At 70.2% G+C, this 19,263-nt stretch carries 16 protein-coding genes; 14 read left to right on the forward strand and 2 right to left on the reverse strand.

Features of this window, described 5'->3' with window-relative positions; translation table 11 throughout:
• Window positions 1-27: 27 nt before the first annotated feature.
• On the reverse strand, window positions 28-1,797 hold the full coding sequence (locus ACYVJ3_RS07340; RefSeq protein WP_460852064.1) for a GNAT family N-acetyltransferase: 1,770 nt from the start codon (window positions 1,795-1,797) through the stop codon (window positions 28-30).
• Between the two features lie 42 nt (window positions 1,798-1,839).
• Between ACYVJ3_RS07340 and ACYVJ3_RS07345 the strand changes: the two genes are divergently transcribed.
• The 4 genes from ACYVJ3_RS07345 to ACYVJ3_RS07360 all read left to right on the forward strand — a co-directional run bounded on the left by ACYVJ3_RS07345 (window position 1,840) and on the right by ACYVJ3_RS07360 (window position 8,728).
• Window positions 1,840-2,625 carry an alpha/beta fold hydrolase gene (locus ACYVJ3_RS07345; RefSeq protein WP_460852065.1) on the forward strand — a complete coding sequence of 262 codons (786 nt, stop codon included), beginning with the start codon at window positions 1,840-1,842 and terminating at the stop codon, window positions 2,623-2,625.
• 211 nt (window positions 2,626-2,836) lie between these two features.
• Window positions 2,837-3,238, forward strand: coding sequence for a hypothetical protein (locus tag ACYVJ3_RS07350; protein WP_460852066.1), 402 nt, complete (start codon window positions 2,837-2,839; stop codon window positions 3,236-3,238).
• 2 nt (window positions 3,239-3,240) lie between these two features.
• Window positions 3,241-8,022, forward strand: a complete 4,782-nt coding sequence (locus ACYVJ3_RS07355) for a DUF5724 domain-containing protein (protein WP_460852068.1) — start codon at window positions 3,241-3,243, stop codon at window positions 8,020-8,022.
• 58 nt (window positions 8,023-8,080) lie between these two features.
• A complete protein-coding gene (locus ACYVJ3_RS07360; RefSeq protein WP_460852069.1) occupies window positions 8,081-8,728 on the forward strand; it encodes an HAD family hydrolase in 648 nt (215 codons plus the stop codon).
• On the opposite strand, the gene ACYVJ3_RS07365 is transcribed toward ACYVJ3_RS07360, so the two are convergent.
• The gene (locus ACYVJ3_RS07365; RefSeq protein ID WP_460852070.1) at window positions 8,725-9,321 is read right to left on the reverse strand and encodes a hypothetical protein; all 597 of its coding nucleotides are present in this window, start codon (window positions 9,319-9,321) and stop codon (window positions 8,725-8,727) included. The two genes, ACYVJ3_RS07360 and ACYVJ3_RS07365, sit on opposite strands and share 4 nt — an antisense overlap.
• Window positions 9,322-9,546: 225 nt before the next feature.
• Between ACYVJ3_RS07365 and ACYVJ3_RS07370 the strand changes: the two genes are divergently transcribed.
• The 10 genes from ACYVJ3_RS07370 to ACYVJ3_RS07415 all read left to right on the forward strand — a co-directional run bounded on the left by ACYVJ3_RS07370 (window position 9,547) and on the right by ACYVJ3_RS07415 (window position 19,259).
• Window positions 9,547-9,876: a hypothetical protein gene (locus ACYVJ3_RS07370; RefSeq protein WP_460852072.1), complete on the forward strand. Its 330-nt coding sequence runs from the start codon at window positions 9,547-9,549 to the stop codon at window positions 9,874-9,876.
• Window positions 9,877-9,885: 9 nt separating this feature from the next.
• Window positions 9,886-10,968 (forward strand): site-2 protease family protein, encoded by a 1,083-nt coding sequence (locus ACYVJ3_RS07375; protein ID WP_460852074.1) that lies wholly within the window; start codon window positions 9,886-9,888, stop codon window positions 10,966-10,968.
• Between the two features lie 84 nt (window positions 10,969-11,052).
• Window positions 11,053-12,018, forward strand: coding sequence for a tRNA (adenine-N1)-methyltransferase (locus tag ACYVJ3_RS07380; RefSeq protein WP_460852076.1), 966 nt, complete (start codon window positions 11,053-11,055; stop codon window positions 12,016-12,018).
• Between the two features lie 84 nt (window positions 12,019-12,102).
• A complete protein-coding gene (gene arc, locus ACYVJ3_RS07385; protein WP_460852077.1) occupies window positions 12,103-13,752 on the forward strand; it encodes a proteasome ATPase in 1,650 nt (549 codons plus the stop codon).
• Window positions 13,753-13,827: 75 nt separating this feature from the next.
• Window positions 13,828-14,562: an MBL fold metallo-hydrolase gene (locus ACYVJ3_RS07390; RefSeq protein ID WP_460852078.1), complete on the forward strand. Its 735-nt coding sequence runs from the start codon at window positions 13,828-13,830 to the stop codon at window positions 14,560-14,562.
• A gap of 101 nt (window positions 14,563-14,663) precedes the next feature.
• On the forward strand, window positions 14,664-16,172 hold the full coding sequence (dop, locus tag ACYVJ3_RS07395; RefSeq protein ID WP_460852080.1) for a depupylase/deamidase Dop: 1,509 nt from the start codon (window positions 14,664-14,666) through the stop codon (window positions 16,170-16,172).
• A 17-nt stretch (window positions 16,173-16,189) separates the two neighbouring features.
• Window positions 16,190-16,387 carry a ubiquitin-like protein Pup gene (locus tag ACYVJ3_RS07400; RefSeq protein ID WP_460852081.1) on the forward strand — a complete coding sequence of 66 codons (198 nt, stop codon included), beginning with the start codon at window positions 16,190-16,192 and terminating at the stop codon, window positions 16,385-16,387.
• A gap of 23 nt (window positions 16,388-16,410) precedes the next feature.
• Window positions 16,411-17,244 (forward strand): proteasome subunit beta, encoded by an 834-nt coding sequence (gene prcB / locus ACYVJ3_RS07405; RefSeq protein WP_460852255.1) that lies wholly within the window; start codon window positions 16,411-16,413, stop codon window positions 17,242-17,244.
• A 4-nt stretch (window positions 17,245-17,248) separates the two neighbouring features.
• Window positions 17,249-18,112 (forward strand): proteasome subunit alpha, encoded by an 864-nt coding sequence (prcA, locus tag ACYVJ3_RS07410; protein ID WP_460852083.1) that lies wholly within the window; start codon window positions 17,249-17,251, stop codon window positions 18,110-18,112.
• A gap of 181 nt (window positions 18,113-18,293) precedes the next feature.
• Window positions 18,294-19,259: a hypothetical protein gene (locus ACYVJ3_RS07415; protein ID WP_460852085.1), complete on the forward strand. Its 966-nt coding sequence runs from the start codon at window positions 18,294-18,296 to the stop codon at window positions 19,257-19,259.
• Window positions 19,260-19,263: the final 4 nt, after the last annotated feature.

Raw genomic sequence — 19,263 nt, forward strand, 5'->3', positions numbered from 1 at the left:
CGACGTAGCGATGGACCGCCGGTCGGCTCAGAGGGCCCGCTTCAGCCCCACCTGCGAGTGCTGGTAGCCGAGGCCGGCGTAGAAGGACAAGGCCCGATCGCGCTCACGGTCCGTGGTGATCTGGGCGAGGACGGCACCGCGCGCCCGGCCGTGCTCGTGGGCCCACGCCATCATCGTCGAGCCCACGCCGCGGCCACGCCATGCCGGGTCGACGCGGAGGCCCTCGATCTGGAGCCGGGTGGCGCCGTGCCGCGAGAGCCCTGGGATCAGAGACAGCTGCATGGTGGCGACGACCTGTCCGGCCTCGTCCCGGACGACGGCGAGGTAGTGGGCCGGGTCGCGGCTGATGGCGTCGTACGCCGCCTCGTAGCGCGCCACGTCGTCGCCCTCACGGCGCCGGCCCAGGACATCGTCGGCGAGGAGCCGCGCGATGGCCGGGGCGTCCGAACGCGTGGCGCGCTGGAGCAGCAGGCTCCCGTCCGCGGCGTCGAGCCGTCCGCCTGCCGAGGTCCTGGCTTGGCGGCCGAGACGGTCGACGAGGGCGTCGAGCCAGCGACCGACGCTGGTCCGTGCCTGGACCGTGTCGGGGTAGCGGCAGCGCAGGTGGAGCCCGGCCTCGTCGAGGATGAACCAGATCATCACGCCGTCGGTCTTGAGCGCTGCACTGACGTAGTGGGCCTGCATCCCGACCGAGTCGAAGCGGACTGGCAGCCGCCGAAGGTCGAGCCAGGAGATCGCGAACATGCCCGGCGCGGTGGGCATGCCGCCCCAGGGAGCCAGGACCTCGGCCAGCGGCCAGGAGCCGAGTCGGATGGCGTCCTTGACCGCAGCGGCGGCCGTCGCGGGCGTCGAGTCGGTGCACTCGATCACCGAGTTGGTGATGAACCAGCCGACCGAGTCGTGCCAGGTCTCGTCGTACCTGCTGTGCACCGGGAACAGCGCACGCAACGGCTGCTGCGCGAGGTTCTCGGTCACGGCCGCCATCGCGGCGATGACGAGCGCGAGCGTGGAGACACCATCGGCCCGCGCCTGCGCGGCGAAGGCGGCCGAGTCGTCGACGTCCAGCACGTCGCGCAGCTCGACCCGCTCCGCCACGGGCGCGGTCACGTCGCCGAGGTCCAGCGGGAACCTGGGCATCACTCCGCCGGAGGCGTCGATGACGCGCGCCCAGGTCTGATGTACGTCGTCCGGCGCGGCCGGTCGCTCCGTCAACGCACGGGTGTGCTCGGCGAACGCCGGCGCGGGCGGGAGCGACGGCTCCGACCCGGCGCGGGCCTGGTCCAGCCCGATCAGCAGGTCCCGGCCCAGCACGAGCAACGACCACATGTCGACGTGCGAGTGGTCGGCGGCGATCACGATGGTCGGCGCGGTCGCCGTCTCCACGACGCACAGCCGGTGCGACGGCGCGGACAGGGGACGGCAGCGCTCGTCGAGGACGCGGCGTACGGCGTCGTTGGCGCTCTCACCCGCGGCGATCTCGTGCTCGGTCCAGGCGCCCGGGGTCACGTCGATGGTGTGCAACGTCGGCTCCCCGTCGGCGCCGAGAGCGAACCGCGTCCGGAGCGTCCCGTGCCGCGCGATCACCGCCAGCCAGGCGGCCGCGAGGAGGTCACGGTCGACCGGCGCGCTCAGCTGGAACGACAGCGCCATCCACGACCCGGCGCGATCGCCGGAGCCGACGTGGCGCCCCTGGTCGAAGGAGATGTCGACCGTGTCGCCGGGCGGTCCGGCGGTGACGTCGTACCCCCACAGACGGCCGAAGGGCAGCCTGATGTGACCGACGTGGGTGAGTCGCATGGCCGCTACGGTAGGGGCGGATTGTTACGGGAGGAGGCCTCGTTGACGTCGTTCTCCGTCCCCGGCGCCGAGCTGGACGTCGAGCTCAGCGACGAGGGTGGCCACGCGGTCGTGCAGCTGCACGGGCTGACGTCGAGCCGCCAGCGCGACCGGCTCCTGAACCTCGACCTCGGCGTGGGCCTGAGCGGCACGCGCCTGCTGAGGTACGACGCCCGTGGCCACGGTCGCTCCACCGGACGCGCGGTGCCCGACGACTACCGGTGGCCGGCCCTCGCCGAAGACCTGTTGCGGCTGCTCGACGCGTGGTTCCCGGGGGAGAAGGTGCACGGCGTCGGCCCGTCGATGGGCTGCGCGACGCTCCTGCACGCCGCGATGCGCGACCCCGACCGGTTCGACGGCCTCACGCTGATGCTCCCGCCGACCGCGTGGGCGACACGCGCCGCCAAGTCCGACGAGTACCTCGGCGCGGCCGCCCTCGTGGAGAAGCGAGGTCTTCAAGCCTTCGTCGCGGCGGGCGCAGGCTATCCGCCCGTGCCCGCCCAACGGGGAGTGCCGACCACCTTCCCGGACGTCTCGGCCGAGGTGTTCCCGTCGTTGTTCCGCGGTGCCGCGATGAGCGACCTGCCCACGCTCGAGGCCATCGCCACGATCCAGGCGTCGGTCACGATCCTGGCGTGGACCGAGGACGCCGGTCACCCGCTGTCGACCGCGCACGCGCTCGCCGGCGTCCTGCCGCACGCCACCCTCCACGTCGCTTCGACCCCCGAGGACGTCGCCGAGTGGCCCGCGATCCTGATGGCCGACGTACGCGACGCTCCACCCATCTGAACGACGACTCGCGCGAGTCATGGGTGCCGAGGATCGAGCAGAATCTGACGCGGCTCGGCCGGCGGTTGTCGGGACGGACACACCTGAGCCACAGGACGCACTGGCGGACCCTCGTCTCGGCGCGAGATGTGCTCGGCCTGCACGTCGCCGGATCGCTGTGCAAGCGCCCCGAAGCCGCCCATCGACACCGACTCGGTGCAAGAGTGGCGTCGTGATTGTTGAGACGAAGGTCGTCGGTAGCAAGGACACGGAGCACCTGCATGTGTTGCTCCGCCACGACGTGCGCACCCTGCGCGACCTCGTCGTCGAGCTGGTTCGTCACGAGATCGCTGCCTACGACCAGCGACGTGCTGCCAGCAGGGTCCTTCGCGTGCTCACGCCGGCCGACCTCGCGCGGGGCGTCGAGACCGGCACGTACGGTCGCGAGTCCCGGGCGGTGCCGGCGCCGCCCTCGGAGCGCGAGGCCGCCGACCGCGCGCTCGAGGCGTTCGTCGACGGGTTGTTCTTCGTGTTCCTCGACGGCGTCCAGGTCGAGGACCTCGACGCGCCGGTCGTCGTACACCCGGACTCCACCATGCGGCTCGTCCGCCTCGTCGCGCTCGCCGGCGGCTGAGCGTGCTGTCGGGTGACGCCGCACGCGCGGCGATCCAGCCGTACGCCGCCTCCAACAGCGAGCGCGCCAAGGGCATCCGTGTGCGCAAGCTCGTCGCGCCCAAGCTGGCCGGCGAGATCGTCAGCGCGTTAGCCGATCGCCAACGGACTTGGTTCGCCGTCGCCCAGGAGCTCGACCAGATCGGCGTCATCAAGCGCGAGAAGGTGCTGACCGCCCTGTCCCCGGAGCTCGGCAAGGAGCTTGCTCGCTGGTGGGACTGGTCAGCCGAGCAGCCCTACCAGCGGGGCTGGGAACGACGCGCCTATCGGTCGCGCGACCGGGCGGACTCCCTCGCCGCCCGCTGGAGCGAGCTGCGGCAGTACCTCAACCAAGCAGTCGCGTTCCCGCAGCCGATCGAGTGGCAGGCCGCGTGGGCGATGCACCTGGGTGAGTACGTCCCGCTGGGCTCGCTCTTCGCCTCCGCGATCGCCCATGGCAACACCGAGGTCGCCGGCATCCTGGTTTCCAGCCTCCGCGGGGAGCACCCGATCAGCGGCCCCTCACGATCGGCCTTCGTCGGCCTCCTCTCCTCGCCCGACCCGGCCGGATGGGCCGAGGTCGAGGGGCTGCTCGTCACCGCCCAGCGTGCCGAGGGTCTGCGCCAGGCGATCCTCGAGTCGGCGGACCTGGCACACCCCGACGCGTTCGCGCGCATCCTCGAGCTGGTCGTCGAGCACAGGCTCGCCAGGTTCGCCGGAACCGTGCGGGCGCTCGGTGTCTGGATCGGAGAGGACCTCTCCGTCCGCCAGGAGAAGCAGGTCGCTGCCGCGATCGCCACTATCCGTGACTTCATCCGACGGCCACCATCGGCGGCAGAGCTCCTCGCGGCCGATCCCGCCGTCGCACACCTCGGGCTGTGGTCGCTCGCCGTACGCGACGTCCGCACCGCGATCAGCTCGGCCGAGGCCCTGCTGGCGAGCCCTGACGACGGGACGAGGCTGGCCGCAGCCCGGCTCCTCACCGACAGCGACCTTCCTGCCGCCGGTCCAGGCCTGGCACGACTGATCGCGGACACCTCGCTGCCCGTGTACGCCGCCGCGGTTGCCGCCTGGCCCGCTCACGCCTATGGCTCCGAGCGCGGCTCGATCCCCATGCCGGACGCCGTACGGGCCGAGCTGCGGTCCCGGATCCGGTCGCTCGGCAAGGTGCAGGAGGTCGACACCGGTCTCGTCGGAACCGCTCGCACCAAGGTCGGCGGCACCCTCGCCGCCGACGTCCTCATCTGCCATGCCGGCGGGCGGCCACTGGACCCTGCCCTGGTCGCGTCCGCATCGGCGGACGGTCGTTGGATCGCAGCACGCCACTACGCCCAGAACCCGCCTGCCAACCGGGCGGGGCTGTACTCACTCGTGTCCGATCGATCGACGACGGTCCGGGACACCGTCAGTGACGCCCTCCAGACACTGCCGGAGGTGCACGCCGGTGAGGCGCTCATCCTCGAGGACGCGCTGGGCCGCAAGGCCGCCGACCTGCGCACGACTGCACTGACGCTCCTGCACAAGCAGGACGACGCAGCGTTCGCCGCCTCCATCGAGCGCCTTGCCGCCGGCACGGCCGACCAACGCCGAGCCGCCGACGAGCTCCGAGGAGCCGGCACACCCGCTGTGCCGACGACCGGCGTCCCGTCGATGATCAGGTTCACGGTCGCGGATCGGACACCTGCGGAGCGCCCTGTTGCGGCGGCGCCGGCCTCCTGGCGAGAGCACCACGACCGCTGCCGGCTCGCCTGGACCTCGCTCTCGGGGTGGCTCGCCGAGCATGCCGACACCGAGGTCCAGACCAACCAGGGCGTTGAGCTGCTCGCGAACATCCGCTGGCTCCACGTCGCCAGGGACGGAGCCGTGCCCCTGCCCGAGATCCTCGGACCCTGGTGGGAGCGGATGCAGCCCCAGCTCACTGACGGCGGCGTGGAGCTCGCGCTGTTGATGTACGTCCCCCAGGTCAACCGCGCGTGGGCGAACGAGTTTGCCCACACCGTGGTGGGGCCGGTCGCTTCGGAGCTTCCGCGTGCCGGGGCGAACGCGCTCCAGTGGCAGGTGTTCCGGGCCATTGCGCGGCATGCCCGCCGCGACTCGTGGGCCGAGCCTCTGCTCGACCTGCTCGACGCCGCCGCAGCAGCCCTCCCTGTCGGGGAGCTGCAGGGCCCCGCCGAGGTCCTCGAACGTCGTGGCCGCAGGGTCGAACGCGACCGGTGGGGCAACACGTTCGGCGTCGATCCGCGTTCAGTGTTCGGCCAGCTGCTCAGGGGTGCGCCCGACCTCCTCGAGCCGGAGCGGATGAGCGACGACCAAGTACGCCGCCTCTGGCGGACACTCAGATTCGTCGACGAGCCGGAGGGGGCCATCGACCGGTGGGACGGTCCCACGGTCGAGGTGGAGACCCAGAACGTCTACGGACGCGCCAGCGGAAGCGAGCGCGTGCCCGACCAGCCCGATCGCTGGCCGGCACCATCGCGGATCCTTGTCGAGTCGTTCCGCCGCGGCTCGGCGACGAGAGCTGACGTCGTCGACGCGCTCGTCCTCGCGCCACACAGTGGCCGTTGGCGCTTCAACCAGCCGCGCCAGGACGCGCTCCGGATGCTGACCGGGCTGCGACCCGAGCCGTGGGCGACGGCCGACGAGGCTCAGGCCGTCGTGGCTGACGTGCGCGCTGCGGTCATCGACGCGGAGGTCGAGCGCGGTGACCTCCCGACCGAGCTCTCCGAGACGGCGCAACAGCTGCGCACGACGTACGGCGCCGAGCAGCTCGTCAGGTGCCTCTCGGCGCTCGGAAAGCGGCCGTTCGCCCGCTCGTACGCGCGGAACGAGTCACGCGAGAGCAGCCTGTCGCACCTGATCCGCGTCAACCAGCCCACGCCCGCGGACACCGCCGCCGAGCTGGGCCGGTTCGTCGCGGGTGCGAAGGTCGCCGACCGACGACTCATCGAGACGGCGGTCTACGCGCCCCAGTGGTCGCGGGTGATCGAGGCCCACCTCGGCTGGGAGGGGCTGGAGTCCGCCGTCTGGTGGGTCCACGCGCACACCAAGGACGAGAGCTGGTCCGTCGACACGGAGATCCGGGCTCAGTGGGCCACCGAGGTGAGCCAGCGGACACCGCTCCACGCGACCGACCTGGTCAACGGCGCCGCCGACGTCCGCTGGTTCCACGACGTCATCTCCGCACTCGGCGAGGACCGCTTCGGACAGGTCCTCGAGGCCGCCAAGTACGCCTCGTCGTCGGGTGGACACAAGCGCGCCGACCTGTTCGCCCATGCGCTGCTGGGACAGGTCGACGAGTCCGCCCTGCTCGAACGGATCCGCGCCAAGCGCCACCAGGACTCGGTCCGCTCGCTCGGGCTGCTCCCGCTCGCGAGCCGAGAGGTGCTGCTCGACCGATACGAGCTGTTGCGCGGCTTCGTGGCCTCCGACCGGACCTCGGGCTCCCAGCGGCGGGCCTCGGAGTCCACCGCGGTGGCCGTGGGCCTGGAGAACCTCGCCCGTACGGCCGGCTTCCGCGATCCGCAGCGCCTGGTGTGGGCGATGGAGGCCGAGGCCGTCCGTGACCTCGCCGACGGCCCCCTCACCGCCGAGGACGGTGACCTGGTCGTGACGCTGGCGATCGACGCCAACGGGTCACCGGAGCTCTCGGTGCACCGGGCCGGCAAGCCGCTCAAGTCGGTGCCCGCCAAGAGCGCGAAGGTGCCCGCCGTCGCCGAGCTCCGGGACCGCGCCGCGAGCCTGCGCAAGCAGGTCCGCCGGATGCGCGCCTCGCTGGAGTCGGCATGCGTCCTCGGCGACGCGTTCGAGGCCGACGAGCTGTCCGACCTCTTGCGGCACCCGATCCTCGCGCCGATGCTGCGCGAGCTCGTGCTGGTCGATGCCGAGGGGGTGATCGGACTGCCGCTCGACGGCTCGACGATTGCCGGTCCCAACGGCGCCGAGCGGCGTACGTCGGGCGTGCTCCGGATCGCCCACCCGACCGACCTGTTGTCCTCCGGCGAGTGGCCCGAGCTCCAGCACGCGCTCATGACCGCTGGGCGCCGCCAGCCGTTCAAGCAGCTCTTCCGCGAGCTCTACACGCTCAACGACAACGAGCGCGACGAGGCGGGGACCAGCTCACGCCGGTACGCCGGTCACCAGGTCGAGGCCGGCCGCGCGGCCGGCATCTTCACGTCGCGTGGCTGGGTCGCCGACTTCGAGCAGGGCTTCTCGCGCACCTTCCACCAGCAGAAGATCACCGCCTGGTGCCACGTCCTGAATGGCTGGGGATCGCCGACCGAGGTAGAGGACGCGACCGTCGACGCCGTCACCTTCCACCCCGCGGGCGAGTGGCAGCCCCTGTCGCTGTCCGAGGTCCCCGCCCGGGTCTTCTCCGAGACGATGCGCGACCTCGACCTCGTCGTGTCCGTCGCCCACTCCGGCGGCGTCGACCCCGAGGCGTCCGAGTCGTCCGTCGACGTACGAGCGCGACTGGTCGACGAGACGGCCGCGATGCTCGGGATGTCCAACGTCGAGGTCGGCGGCCACCACGCGCGGGTCAAGGGCAAGCTGGGCACCTACTCGGTGCACCTCGGATCCGGTGTCGTGCACCGGATCCCAGGCAACGCCGTGTGCATCGTGCCGGTCTCCGCGCAGCACCGGGGCCGTGTCTTCCTTCCGTTCGCCGACGACGACCCGCGCACCGCCGAGATCGTGGCGAAGGTCGTCCTGCTGGCTCGCGACGACAAGATCAAGGACCCCACGATCCTGCAGCAGCTCGTCGGGTGATCCGGCACGGGCCGCGCGAGTTGGGGGATGGGCGCACGGGTGCGGGACGATCCGTTGCGTGACCGAGCTTCCCGCCGCCGTCCTGTGGGACATGGACGGCACCCTCGTCGACACCGAGCCGTACTGGATGGAGACCGAGGTCGCCATCGCTGAGGCGCACGGCGGCACGTGGACCCACGAGCAGGCGATGCAGATGGTCGGCAACGACCTGCTGACCTCGGGGCGGCTCATGGTCGAGCAGGTGCCGCTGCCCTACGAGCCGGCCGAGGTCGTCGAGATGCTGCTCGACGGTGTCGTGGCGCGGGTGGAGGAGCGGGTGCCGTGGTGCCCCGGCGCCCGTGAGCTCTTGGTGGCGCTGGCCGACGCCGGCGTGCCGTGCGCGCTCGTGACGATGTCGTACCAGCGCTTCGTCGAGCCGATCCTGGCCCAGCTGCCGCCGCACACGTTCCAGGCGGTGATCACCGGCGACAAGGTCACCCACGGCAAGCCGCACCCGGAGCCCTACCTCGTCGGGGCCGCCGCGCTCGGCGTACGGCCCGAGGACTGTGTCGCGATCGAGGACAGCCCGACCGGAGCGACCTCTGCGGGAGCCGCGGGCTGCCGGGTCCTGGTGGTGCCCAACCACGTGCCCGTGCAACTGCAGGCTGGGTGGTACGAGGTACCCAGCCTGCGTGGCCTGTCGCCGGACGACTTGGTGCGGGCTTAGCCGTTCGTGATGCTGCGCATGGCCGCGGCAGCGACGTCCCGCGACGCTTGGAAGACGATGGGCGAATGGTGGAAGTAGAACTGCTGCGTGGCTGCGTTGAAGCGGCCGACGCGCGCCCAAGTACGCGTGCACGTAGCCCCGGTCTCGTGCCACCGCCGGATATAGCCGTAGTAGTGGATGGCACCGATCTCAAGGGTTCCGCCGTGTCGATACTTGTAGGTGTGAGGAACCGTCCACGACCCGGAAATCTGGTTGGACCGGTTGTAACTCCCGCCGACAGTCACCCCAACCGCGGTACTCACCTTGGCAAAGATCACGCCAGCGCTGACTGATGCGGTCGTCGTGATGCTGCCGCTGACTCCGAAGTCGCGTCCCTTGGCGATCTGGAGGGTGACGCCTGGATCGCCGGACACGCTGGAATATCCGCCATCGGACCACGCATGGCGAAACCCGTGGCCGGTAATCCGCACTGCATATCCCCAGGCATACCCGCAGGTATAGGCCTGGCTCGGAGTAGCAGTAACTACGCCCACCGCGGTCAGCCCGACCGCGAGTAGAGCGACGGTGATCAGCTTGGAGATGAGATGCTTCATTTGGGCTCCGTCGGTTTGTCGTGTGCGACACCTCTCCCCGTGGCCGCGTGGATGCAAACATCGTCGGCACTCGGTTCATGTCTCATCTTCGAAGGCCGCTGCCCTTCTGGCAGGCGCCGCGGCGAGATCCCGGACGCGGCATCACCGCCGACCGGTTGCTCGTTCCACCCGCGGTGCCCGGTCGCCGTCGCCGAGTGCGGATGGGAAGGACGTGACCTCCGGGCCATGCTGGAGCGGCACTGGACCGGCGTCAGTCCCGAGACGTACGCCGAGGAGGCCCGTCTCGTGGGCGACCTGGCCGCGCTCGACGTACCGGGGGAGCGTTCGGTGCACCTCGGAGCCGGCGGTGCTCCCGAGGTCGCGAGCCTCCTCGAGCGGATCCGAGACGACGAGGAACCGCTCTGGCGCGGCGTCGAGTCGATCACCCAGGAGGGGACCGGCGTACGGGTGGCGTTCCGGGAGGGAGTCGACCCGGCTCTTCGGAAGGACGGCGACGTCGACGTGGCGTGCGTGCTCTACGGATCGCCCGCCGGCCCTTCGACGACCGGTGGCTAGGCTCGGAGAGTGCTGAAGATCGGGACCATCGCCGGGAGCCCGGTCCTCGTGTCCCCCTCGTGGTTCCTGATCGCGGGCCTGATCGCATGGTTCATGGGGCCGGTCGTCGAGGAAACCCAGCCCGGGCTCGGCGCCTGGAAGTACGCCGTCGGGGTGGTCTTCGCGATCGCGCTGTACGGCGCGGTCCTGCTGCACGAGGCCTCGCACGCGCTCGTCGCGCGCCGGTTCGGCTATCGGGTCGAGGCGATCACGCTGCACTTCCTGGGTGGCGCGACCACGATCGACCGCGAGTCCGAGAACGCGCGGCAGGAGTTCTGGATCGCCGTCGTCGGCCCGATCACGTCGCTGCTCGTCGGCGGCGCGGCCATCGGACTGGTGCTGGTCGTGCCCGACGGCCTGTCCCGGCTGGTGCTCGAGGGCCTGGCCGTCAGCAACCTCTACATCGGGGTCCTGAACCTCGTGCCCGCCCTGCCGCTCGACGGCGGCCGGGTGCTCAAGTCGGCGGTGTGGGCGGCCAGCGGCCGGGCGTCGCAGGGCGCGCTCGTCGCCGGCTGGGCCGGCCGCATCCTCGCGCTGGGCATCGTCGCGGTGGCACTCGTGCTGGCCCAGCTCAGCCGGGTGTCGAGCATCGACATGATCATCTGGATGCTGATGGCAGCCTTCCTGTGGACGGGCGCCTCCCAGGCCATCGCCGGAGCGCGCCTGAACGACCGCCTGGCCGGCGTGGACATCCGGTCCCTGGCCCGACGTACGCTCGGCGTCCCGGAGGACCTCCCGCTGGGCGAGGCCGTACGCCGCGCGCAGGAGGCCGCCGCTGGGAGCATCGTCACCATCTCCGGCTCGGGGGTGCCGATGGGCATCGTCGACGAGCGCGCCGTCCTGGCCACGCCGCAGGACCGCCGTCCGTGGGTCGCCGTCTCGACCGTCACCCGCCGGATCGAGTCCGGGCTGACCCTTCCCGCCGGCATCTCCGGTACCGCGCTGCTCGCCGCGCTCCGCAACACGCCGGCCACGGAGTACCTCCTCCTCGAGGACGACGGGTCGATCTGCGGCGTGCTCGCGACCGCGGACGTTGCCCGGCACCTGCGCTGAGAACTGCGGTTTGTGCACAAACCGCAGTTGTTCGGGGGCCCGGGCTGTGGTTTGTGCACAAACGGCATTCGATAGATTGCGCCGGTGACGAACGCCCCGCAGACCACAGGTGATGTTCCTGCCGAGGCCTGGTCGGGGGTGCACCGAGGACCGCTCCGCGAAGGCGAGTGGGTCCGGCTGACGGACGCCAAGGGCCGCCGCCACAACTTCCAGCTCACCGCCGGCAAGCGGTTCTTCTCCAACAAGGGCCACCTCGAGCACGACGACCTGATCGGCCGCGAGGAGGGCTTCACCATCACGGCCTCGACCGGTGGTGAGTACCTCTGCTTCCGCCCGCTGCTCAGCGAGTTCGTGGTCTCCATGCCACGGGGTGCCGCGGTCGTCTACCCGAAGGACGCCGCGCAGATCGTCGCGCTCGTCGACATCTTCCCGGGTGCGCGTGTGGTCGAGGCGGGCGTCGGCTCGGGTGCCCTGACCTGTTCGCTGCTCCGCGCCGTCGGTCCCTACGGCCGGGTGCACTCGTTCGAGCGCCGCGAGGAGTTCGCCGACGTGGCCCGCAAGAACGTCAGCCAGTTCTTCAGCGCCCCCGACGGCAGCACCCATCCCGCCTGGGAGCTCACCCTCGGCGACCTCGCCGAGGCGCTGCCCGCCGCCGGTGAACGCTGCGACCGCCTGATCCTCGACATGCTCGCGCCGTGGGAGTGCGTCGATGCCGCCGCCGAAGCGTTGTACGCCGGCGGCATCCTCTGCGCGTACGTCGCCACCACCACCCAGATGAGCCGGTTCGTGGAGACCGTTCGGACGCACGGCGGCTTCACCGAGCCCCAGGCGTGGGAGTCGCTCGTGCGCAACTGGCACGTCGAGGGCCTCGCCGTACGCCCTGGTCACAAGATGATCGGCCACACCGCGTTCCTGGTCACCGCCCGCAGGCTCGCGCCGGGGGAGAAGCCGCCGCGCAAGACCCGGCGTCCGGCGCCCGGCGCCTACGGCAAGGACTACGTCGGCCCGCGTCCGGCCGGGATCCCGCTGCCGGAGGCCGACGAGGACTGAGCACCGCGGCGCGCCGTACGGCGGGAGAACCTCCCGTGTTCCTTCTCCCCGACGAGTAGGGTCGAAATCGTCGAGGAGGTAGCCATGTCGGACATGAACCCCGGTGACCGGGCCAACGAGCTGCGCCTGATCGAGGCGCAACGATCGCTCGCGGCCGTCACGGCCCAGAACGAGCGCCTCGCGGGAACGCTGCGCGACGCCCGTGACCAGATCCTCCGCCTCAAGGAGGAGGTCGACCGACTCGCCCAGCCGCCGGCCGGCTTCGGGACGTTCCTGCAGCGCAACGACGACGACACCGTCGACGTGTTCACCGGAGGCCGCAAGCTGCGCGTCGCGGTCAGCCCGGCGGTCGACGTCGCGACGCTGCAGCGCGGCCAGGAGGTCATGCTCAACGAGGCCCTCAACGTGGTCGGCGCCTTCGAGTTCGAGACGGTCGGCGAGGTCGTCATGCTCAAGGAGGTGCTGGCCGACGGCGAGCGGGTGCTCGTCATCGCGAACGCCGACGAGGAGCGCGTCGTACGCCTTGCCGAGCCCCTGCTCACCGAGACCCTGCGTGCCGGCGACTCGCTGCTGCTCGACGCCCGGGCCGGCTACGCCTACGAGCGGGTGCCCAAGTCCGAGGTGGAGGAGCTGGTCCTCGAGGAGGTGCCCGACATCAGCTACGAGTCGATCGGCGGCCTGGGCAACCAGATCGAGATGATCCAGGACGCCGTCGAGATGCCCTACCTCCACCCCGACCTGTTCGCCGAGCACGAGCTCAAGCCGCCCAAGGGGATCCTGCTGTACGGCCCTCCCGGCTGCGGCAAGACGCTGATCGCCAAGGCGGTCGCGAACTCGCTGGCCAAGAAGGTCGCCGCCAAGACCGGCTCCGAGGGCAAGTCCTACTTCCTCAACATCAAGGGCCCGGAGCTGCTCAACAAGTACGTCGGCGAGACCGAGCGGCACATCCGCCTCGTCTTCCAGCGGGCGCGCGAGAAGGCCTCCACCGGTACGCCGGTGATCGTGTTCTTCGACGAGATGGACTCGCTCTTCCGGACCCGCGGATCAGGCGTCAGCTCCGACGTGGAGAACACGATCGTCCCGCAGCTGCTCTCCGAGATCGACGGTGTCGAGCTGCTCGAGAACGTCCTGGTCATCGGTGCCTCCAACCGCGAGGACATGATCGACCCGGCGATCCTGCGGCCCGGCCGACTCGACGTGAAGATCAAGATCGAACGTCCCGACGCCGAGTCGGCGCGTGACATCTTCAGCAAGTACCTCACCACGACGCTGCCGCTGCACTCCGACGACGTCCGCGAGTTCGGCGGTGACCGACAGGCGACCATCACCGGCATGATCCGAGCAACGGTCGAGCGGATGTACGCCGAGACCGAGGAGAACCGCTTCCTCGAGGTCACCTACGCCAACGGCGACAAGGAGGTCCTGTACTTCAAGGACTTCAACTCGGGCGCGATGATCCAGAACATCGTCGACCGTGCCAAGAAGATGGCGATCAAGGACTTCCTGGACAACGCCGGCAAGGGCCTGCGGGTCAGCCACCTGCTCCAGGCCTGTGTGGATGAGTTCAAGGAGAATGAGGATCTCCCGAACACGACCAACCCCGACGACTGGGCGCGCATCTCCGGCAAGAAGGGCGAGCGGATCGTCTTCATCCGCACGCTCATCACCGGCAAGCAGGGCACCGAGCCGGGCCGCTCGATCGACACGGTCGCGAACACGGGTCAGTACCTCTAGGAGTCACGACTTCCGCCTGCTGGTGCCGGTCGGCGCCGCACGTCCAGCCCACGCGGGGCGCCGTAGGGTGGGCTCGTGCCGCGTCTCACCGTCAGCCAGGTCGCCGACGGCATGCACCTGGCCTCCACCGGACTCGCCAACTGGATCCTGGCCGAGGCCGACGGCCAGGTCACCCTCGTCGACGCGGGATACCCACGCGACGGCGAGCGGGTGCGCGCGTCGTTGGCCGCCATCGGACGTACGCCGGGAGACGTGGCGGCTGTCTTGCTGACCCACGCCCACGTCGACCACCTCGGCGGCATCGCCGGGTCAGGGGTGACGGCTCCGGTCCTGTCCTCGGAGGCCGAGGCAGCCCACGCGAGACGGGAGTACCTCCAGCAGGCGACCGAGAAGGACGTGCTGCTGCGTGCGTGGCGACCCCGAGTCCTCCTCTGGTCGCTGCAGATCGCCGCGCTCGGCGCGACCAAGGACGTCTCGGTCCCGACCGCAGCCGCGTGTCGGCTCGGCGTACCTCTCGACCTGCCGGGTCGGCCCGTCGCCGTGCCGACGCCCGGGCACACGACCGGCCACACGGCGTACCACTTCGCCGCCGCGGGCGCCGTCGCCTCGGGGGACGCACTCGTCACCGCCCACCCCGTCACCGGCGTCCGTCGTCCGCATCTGCTGCCGACGTTCTTCAGCCACGCACCCGAGCAGATGGACGAGGCCCTGGACAACATCGCGGCCCTCGACGCCGACACGCTGCTGCCCGGGCATGGTCCTGCCTGGCGCGGGACCATGGCCGACGCCGTGGCGCTGGCCCGTTCGTAAGCTCCTGAGGGTTGCCGTTTGGGCACAAACGGCAATCATCGGCGGCGGATCACTGCGGTTTGCGCCCAAACCGCAGTGATCGCGCGCCGTACGCTGGAAGCATGAGTGTGCGGCGAGTGATGGGAACCGAGGTCGAGTACGGCATCTCGGTCCAGGGACAGCCGACCGCGAACGCGATGGTGGCGAGCTCCCAGATCGTCAATGCGTACGCCGCCTCCGCGGCGCGAGCCCGACGGGCGCGCTGGGACTTCGAGGAGGAGGCGCCGCTGAGGGACGCGCGCGGCTTCGACATGAGCCGCCAGGTGGCCGATCCGAGCCAGCTCACCGACGAGGACCTCGGACTGGCCAACGTCATCCTCACCAACGGCGCGCGGCTCTACGTCGACCACGCTCACCCGGAGTACTCCACGCCCGAGGTCGTCACACCCCTGGACATCGTCCGGTGGGACAAGGCGGGCGAGCGGGTGATGCTCGAGGCGATGGCGCTCGCGCAGCGGCTGCCGAACAACCCGGTGATCAACCTCTACAAGAACAACACCGACAACAAGGGTGCGTCCTACGGCGCCCACGAGAACTTCCTCATGCGCCGCTCGACGCCGTTCGCGGACATCGTCAAGCACCTGACACCGTTCTTCGTCAGTCGCCAGGTCATCACCGGAGCCGGCCGCGTCGGCATCGGCCAGGACGGTCGCACCCAGGGCTTCCAGATCAGCCAGCGTGCCGACTTCTTCGAGGTCGAGGTCGGCCTGGAGACGACGCTCAAGCGTCCGATCATCAACACCCGCGACGAGCCGCACGCCGATCCTGACCGGTACCGCCGCCTCCACGTGATCATCGGCGACGCCAACCTGTCGGAGATCTCGACGTACCTCAAGGTCGGCACCACCTCTCTCGTCCTGGCGATGATCGAGGACCGGTTCATCGACCGCGAGCTCGGCGTGAAGCTACCGGTCAAGACGCTCCGTGCGGTCTCGCACGACCCGTCCCTGAAGGAGCTGATCACGCTCAACGACGGACGGACCCTGACCGCCGTACAGCTGCAGCTGGAGTACCTCGAGCTGGCCAAGAAGTACGTCGAGGACCGCCTCGGCGTCGACGTCGACGAGCAGACCGCCGACGTGCTGACGCGCTGGGAGGACGTCCTGGATCGCCTCGAGCGCGACCCGATGAGCCTGGCCACCGAGCTCGATTGGGTCGCCAAGCTCAAGCTGCTCGAGCAGTACCGCTCGCGCGACGGCCTCGACTGGGACGACGCGAAGCTCCAGCTGATCGACATCCAATACTCCGACATCCGCCCCGAGAAAGGCCTCTACCACCGCCTCGTCGTCGGAGGGCGGATGCAACGGCTGCTGACCGACGACCTGGTCGAGAGCGCGATCACCGACCCGCCGGAGAACACGCGCGCGTACTTCCGCGGACGTTGCCTCGACAAGTACGCCGACGCGGTGGCTGCCGCATCGTGGGACTCGGTGATCTTCGAGGTCAGCGGGCGCGACTCGCTGCAGAGGGTCCCGACCCTCGACCCGCTCCGGGGCACCAAGGCCCATGTCGGCGACCTGATCGACGCGAGCGCGACCGCTGACGAATTGGTCCGTGCGCTCGGGGGATAAGTGGCTAGGGTTGCGGCATGGCCCAGGAGCACAAGCAGCCCCGCAAGAGCGGCGAAGAGGTCGACGAGACCCAGGCCGCGACTGAGAGCGACGTCGGCGAGCGCAAGGAGGTGCTCGACGACGACGTCGACGCCATCCTGGACGAGATCGACGACGTGCTAGAGACCAATGCCGAGGACTTCGTGAAGTCGTTCATCCAGAAGGGTGGCGAGTGAGCAACCTGGGCGGCGACGCCCGCATGCCCCCGTCGTACCTCCGTCCTGGCTCCAGCTCCTTCAGCGACTTCCTCGCCGAGAGCGCGCCCGACCTGCTCCCGGGCCGCGGCACGCTGCCGGCGGGATCGATCGGCGAGCTCGCGCCCCACGGCACGACGATCGTGGCGGTGACGTTCCCCGGAGGGGTGATCATGGCGGGCGACCGCCGCGCCACGATGGGCAACGTCATCGCCCAGCGCGACATCCAGAAGGTCTTCCCGGCCGACGAGTTCTCCGTGGTCGGCATCGCCGGCACGGCCGGCCTCGCGGTCGAGATGGTGCGGCTGTTCCAGGTCGAGCTCGAGCACTACGAGAAGATCGAGGGGGCGCCGCTGTCGCTTGACGGCAAGGCCAACCGCCTCTCCGCGCTCATCCGCGGCAACCTCGGCATGGCCATGCAGGGCCTCGCGGTGGTGCCGATGTTCGCCGGGTACGACCTCGTCGCCGGTCTCGGCCGCATCTTCGGCTACGACATCACCGGCGGACGCCACGAGGAGCGGCAGTACTTCACCGTCGGCTCCGGCTCGATGTTCGCCCGCGGCGCGCTGAAGAAGCTCTGGCGCGAGGATCTAACCCAGGAGGACGCCGTCAGCGTCTGCCTGCAGGCGCTGTACGACGCCGCCGACGACGACTCCGCCACCGGCGGACCCGACCTGACCCGCCGGATCTTCCCGGTCGTCTGGGTGCTGACCGCCGACGGCGGCGTACGCCTCGACGAGGCCACCATCGGTTCCCTGGCCGACCGCGTGGTCGGTGGTCGGATGCGCCGCCCCGATGGGCCGCTGGCGCCCATCGAGGCCGTCGAGGGAGAGGAGTGAGCCGATGAGCATGCCGTACTACGTCTCTCCCGAGCAGCTGATGAAGGACCGCGCCGACTTCGCGCGCAAGGGCATCGCCCGCGGTCGCTCGCTGCTCGCCGTCCAGTACGCCGACGGCGTGCTGTTCGTGACCGAGAACCCCTCCAAGGCGCTGCACAAGGTGGCCGAGCTCTACGACCGGATCGCGTTCGCCGCGGTAGGCCGCTACAACGAGTTCGAGAACCTCCGCATCGCCGGTGTCCGGCTGGCCGACATGCGCGGCTACGCCTACGACCGCTCCGACGTGACCGGCCGCGGGCTGGCCAACGCCTACGCGCAGACCCTCGGCACGATCTTCTCCTCGGGCGGCGAGAAGCCCTACGAGGTCGAGATCTTCGTCGCCGAGATCGGCGACAGCCCTGAGGCCGACCAGATCTACCGGCTGACCTACGAGGGCCGGGTCGCCGACGAGCACGGGTACGCCGTGATGGGCGGCGACGCCGAGACCGTGGCTGCGTACCTCTCGACGGCGTACGTCGCCGGCGGGTCACTCGCCGATGCGCTCAAGGTGGCCGTCGCCGCTCTCGGCCACACCGCGAGCGAGGACCGCGTCATCCCGGTCAGCGACCTCGAGGTCGCCGTGCTGGACCGGACCCGCATCCAGCCGCGGAAGTTCTCGCGGATCCGACCCGATCGGCTCGAGGAGCTGCTCGGCCCCCGCGGTCCCGAACAGCACGCGCCCGCTCTTCCCGAGGACGGCGACCCCGGGCACGTCCCCTCGGACGCTGCCACCGACTCACCGGACGACCCCACCGACCAGGTCAGCGGTGCCGTACCGCCGCTGGAGGACCCGGGGACCGGCGAGCCACCGGTTGCCCCTCCGCTCTGAGCCGTTCGACTGCCGTTTGGTCCTAAACCGCAGTGGTTCAGTTGGAGCGATCGCGGTTTGGGAGCAAACGGCGTCACAAAGCGGGCCAGTTCTTGGCGTCGGTCCTGTGGACAGGGTGCGTTTTCCACAGGCGGACGTGTGGCGCCGGCTGAATGTCGGTGCGAAGCCGAAGGCTTGGGCCATGCTCATCCAGCCGAACGCACCGTTTCGTGGCCACTCCAGACGCAAGGGCCACCGCCGCGTCTGTCACGGCCTCTTCCGCAATGACGAACCCGGCCTCACCGAGACCGACCAGTTCGTGCGTGATCTTGAAGCACTGCTGCTCGTCCTGCCGCCGGGCGCGGTCTTCACCCATGTCACGGCGGCTCGCCTGGCAGGGTGGCAGCTACCAGCTCTGCCCGAAGGCGTCCCGTACTTCGCCGCCGTTCGCGGCACGAGGACGCCGCGCCGGCAGGGTCTCGTCTGCTCCCGCCTGACTCACGACGCGCCGACCGGGTTCATCCGCGGCCTTCCTGTCGATTCCGGTGAGGAGATCCTGTTGCGGTGTGCTCGCGACCTGGGTCAGCTGGATCTCCAGATCCTGGTCGACTCAGCGCGCCGACATGGCCAGGTCGACGACAAGCGGATGCGGGACCTGCTCCACTCGCGACGGCCGGGCGTCAGCAGGCTTCGCGAGGCGTGGAACCGCTCGGATCCGAAGGCAGAATCCGCTGGGGAAACCGTGCTGCGGACCTTCCATACCGCGATGGAGGTCGAGGTCGAGAGCCAGTTCGAGGTCTACAACGATGCCGGGACCTTCTTGGGACGTGGCGATCTTCGCCTGCGCGGAACAACGATCATCCATGAGTACGACGGCGCGGGCCATCGTGACAAGCGGCAGCACCGCAACGACCTTCGTCGCGAACGCGCATGGGCGTCGACGCCGTACCGGCGCAATGGCTTCACGCTCGACGACCTGCTCAACCATCCGGCGGTCGTCATGGACGAGCTCGACCGACTGCTCGACCGGACGCGTGACCGACGGCGACTGCGTCGATGGAAGACCCTGGTGGAGGAATCGCTCTACTCCGAGGCTGGCCGGTCTCGGCTGGTCAACCGATGGGCGCGAGCCATGGGAGTCATCGAATGGTCGAAGACTGCATCCTGAGGCG

It is taken from the genome of Nocardioides montaniterrae (genome assembly GCF_054782655.1).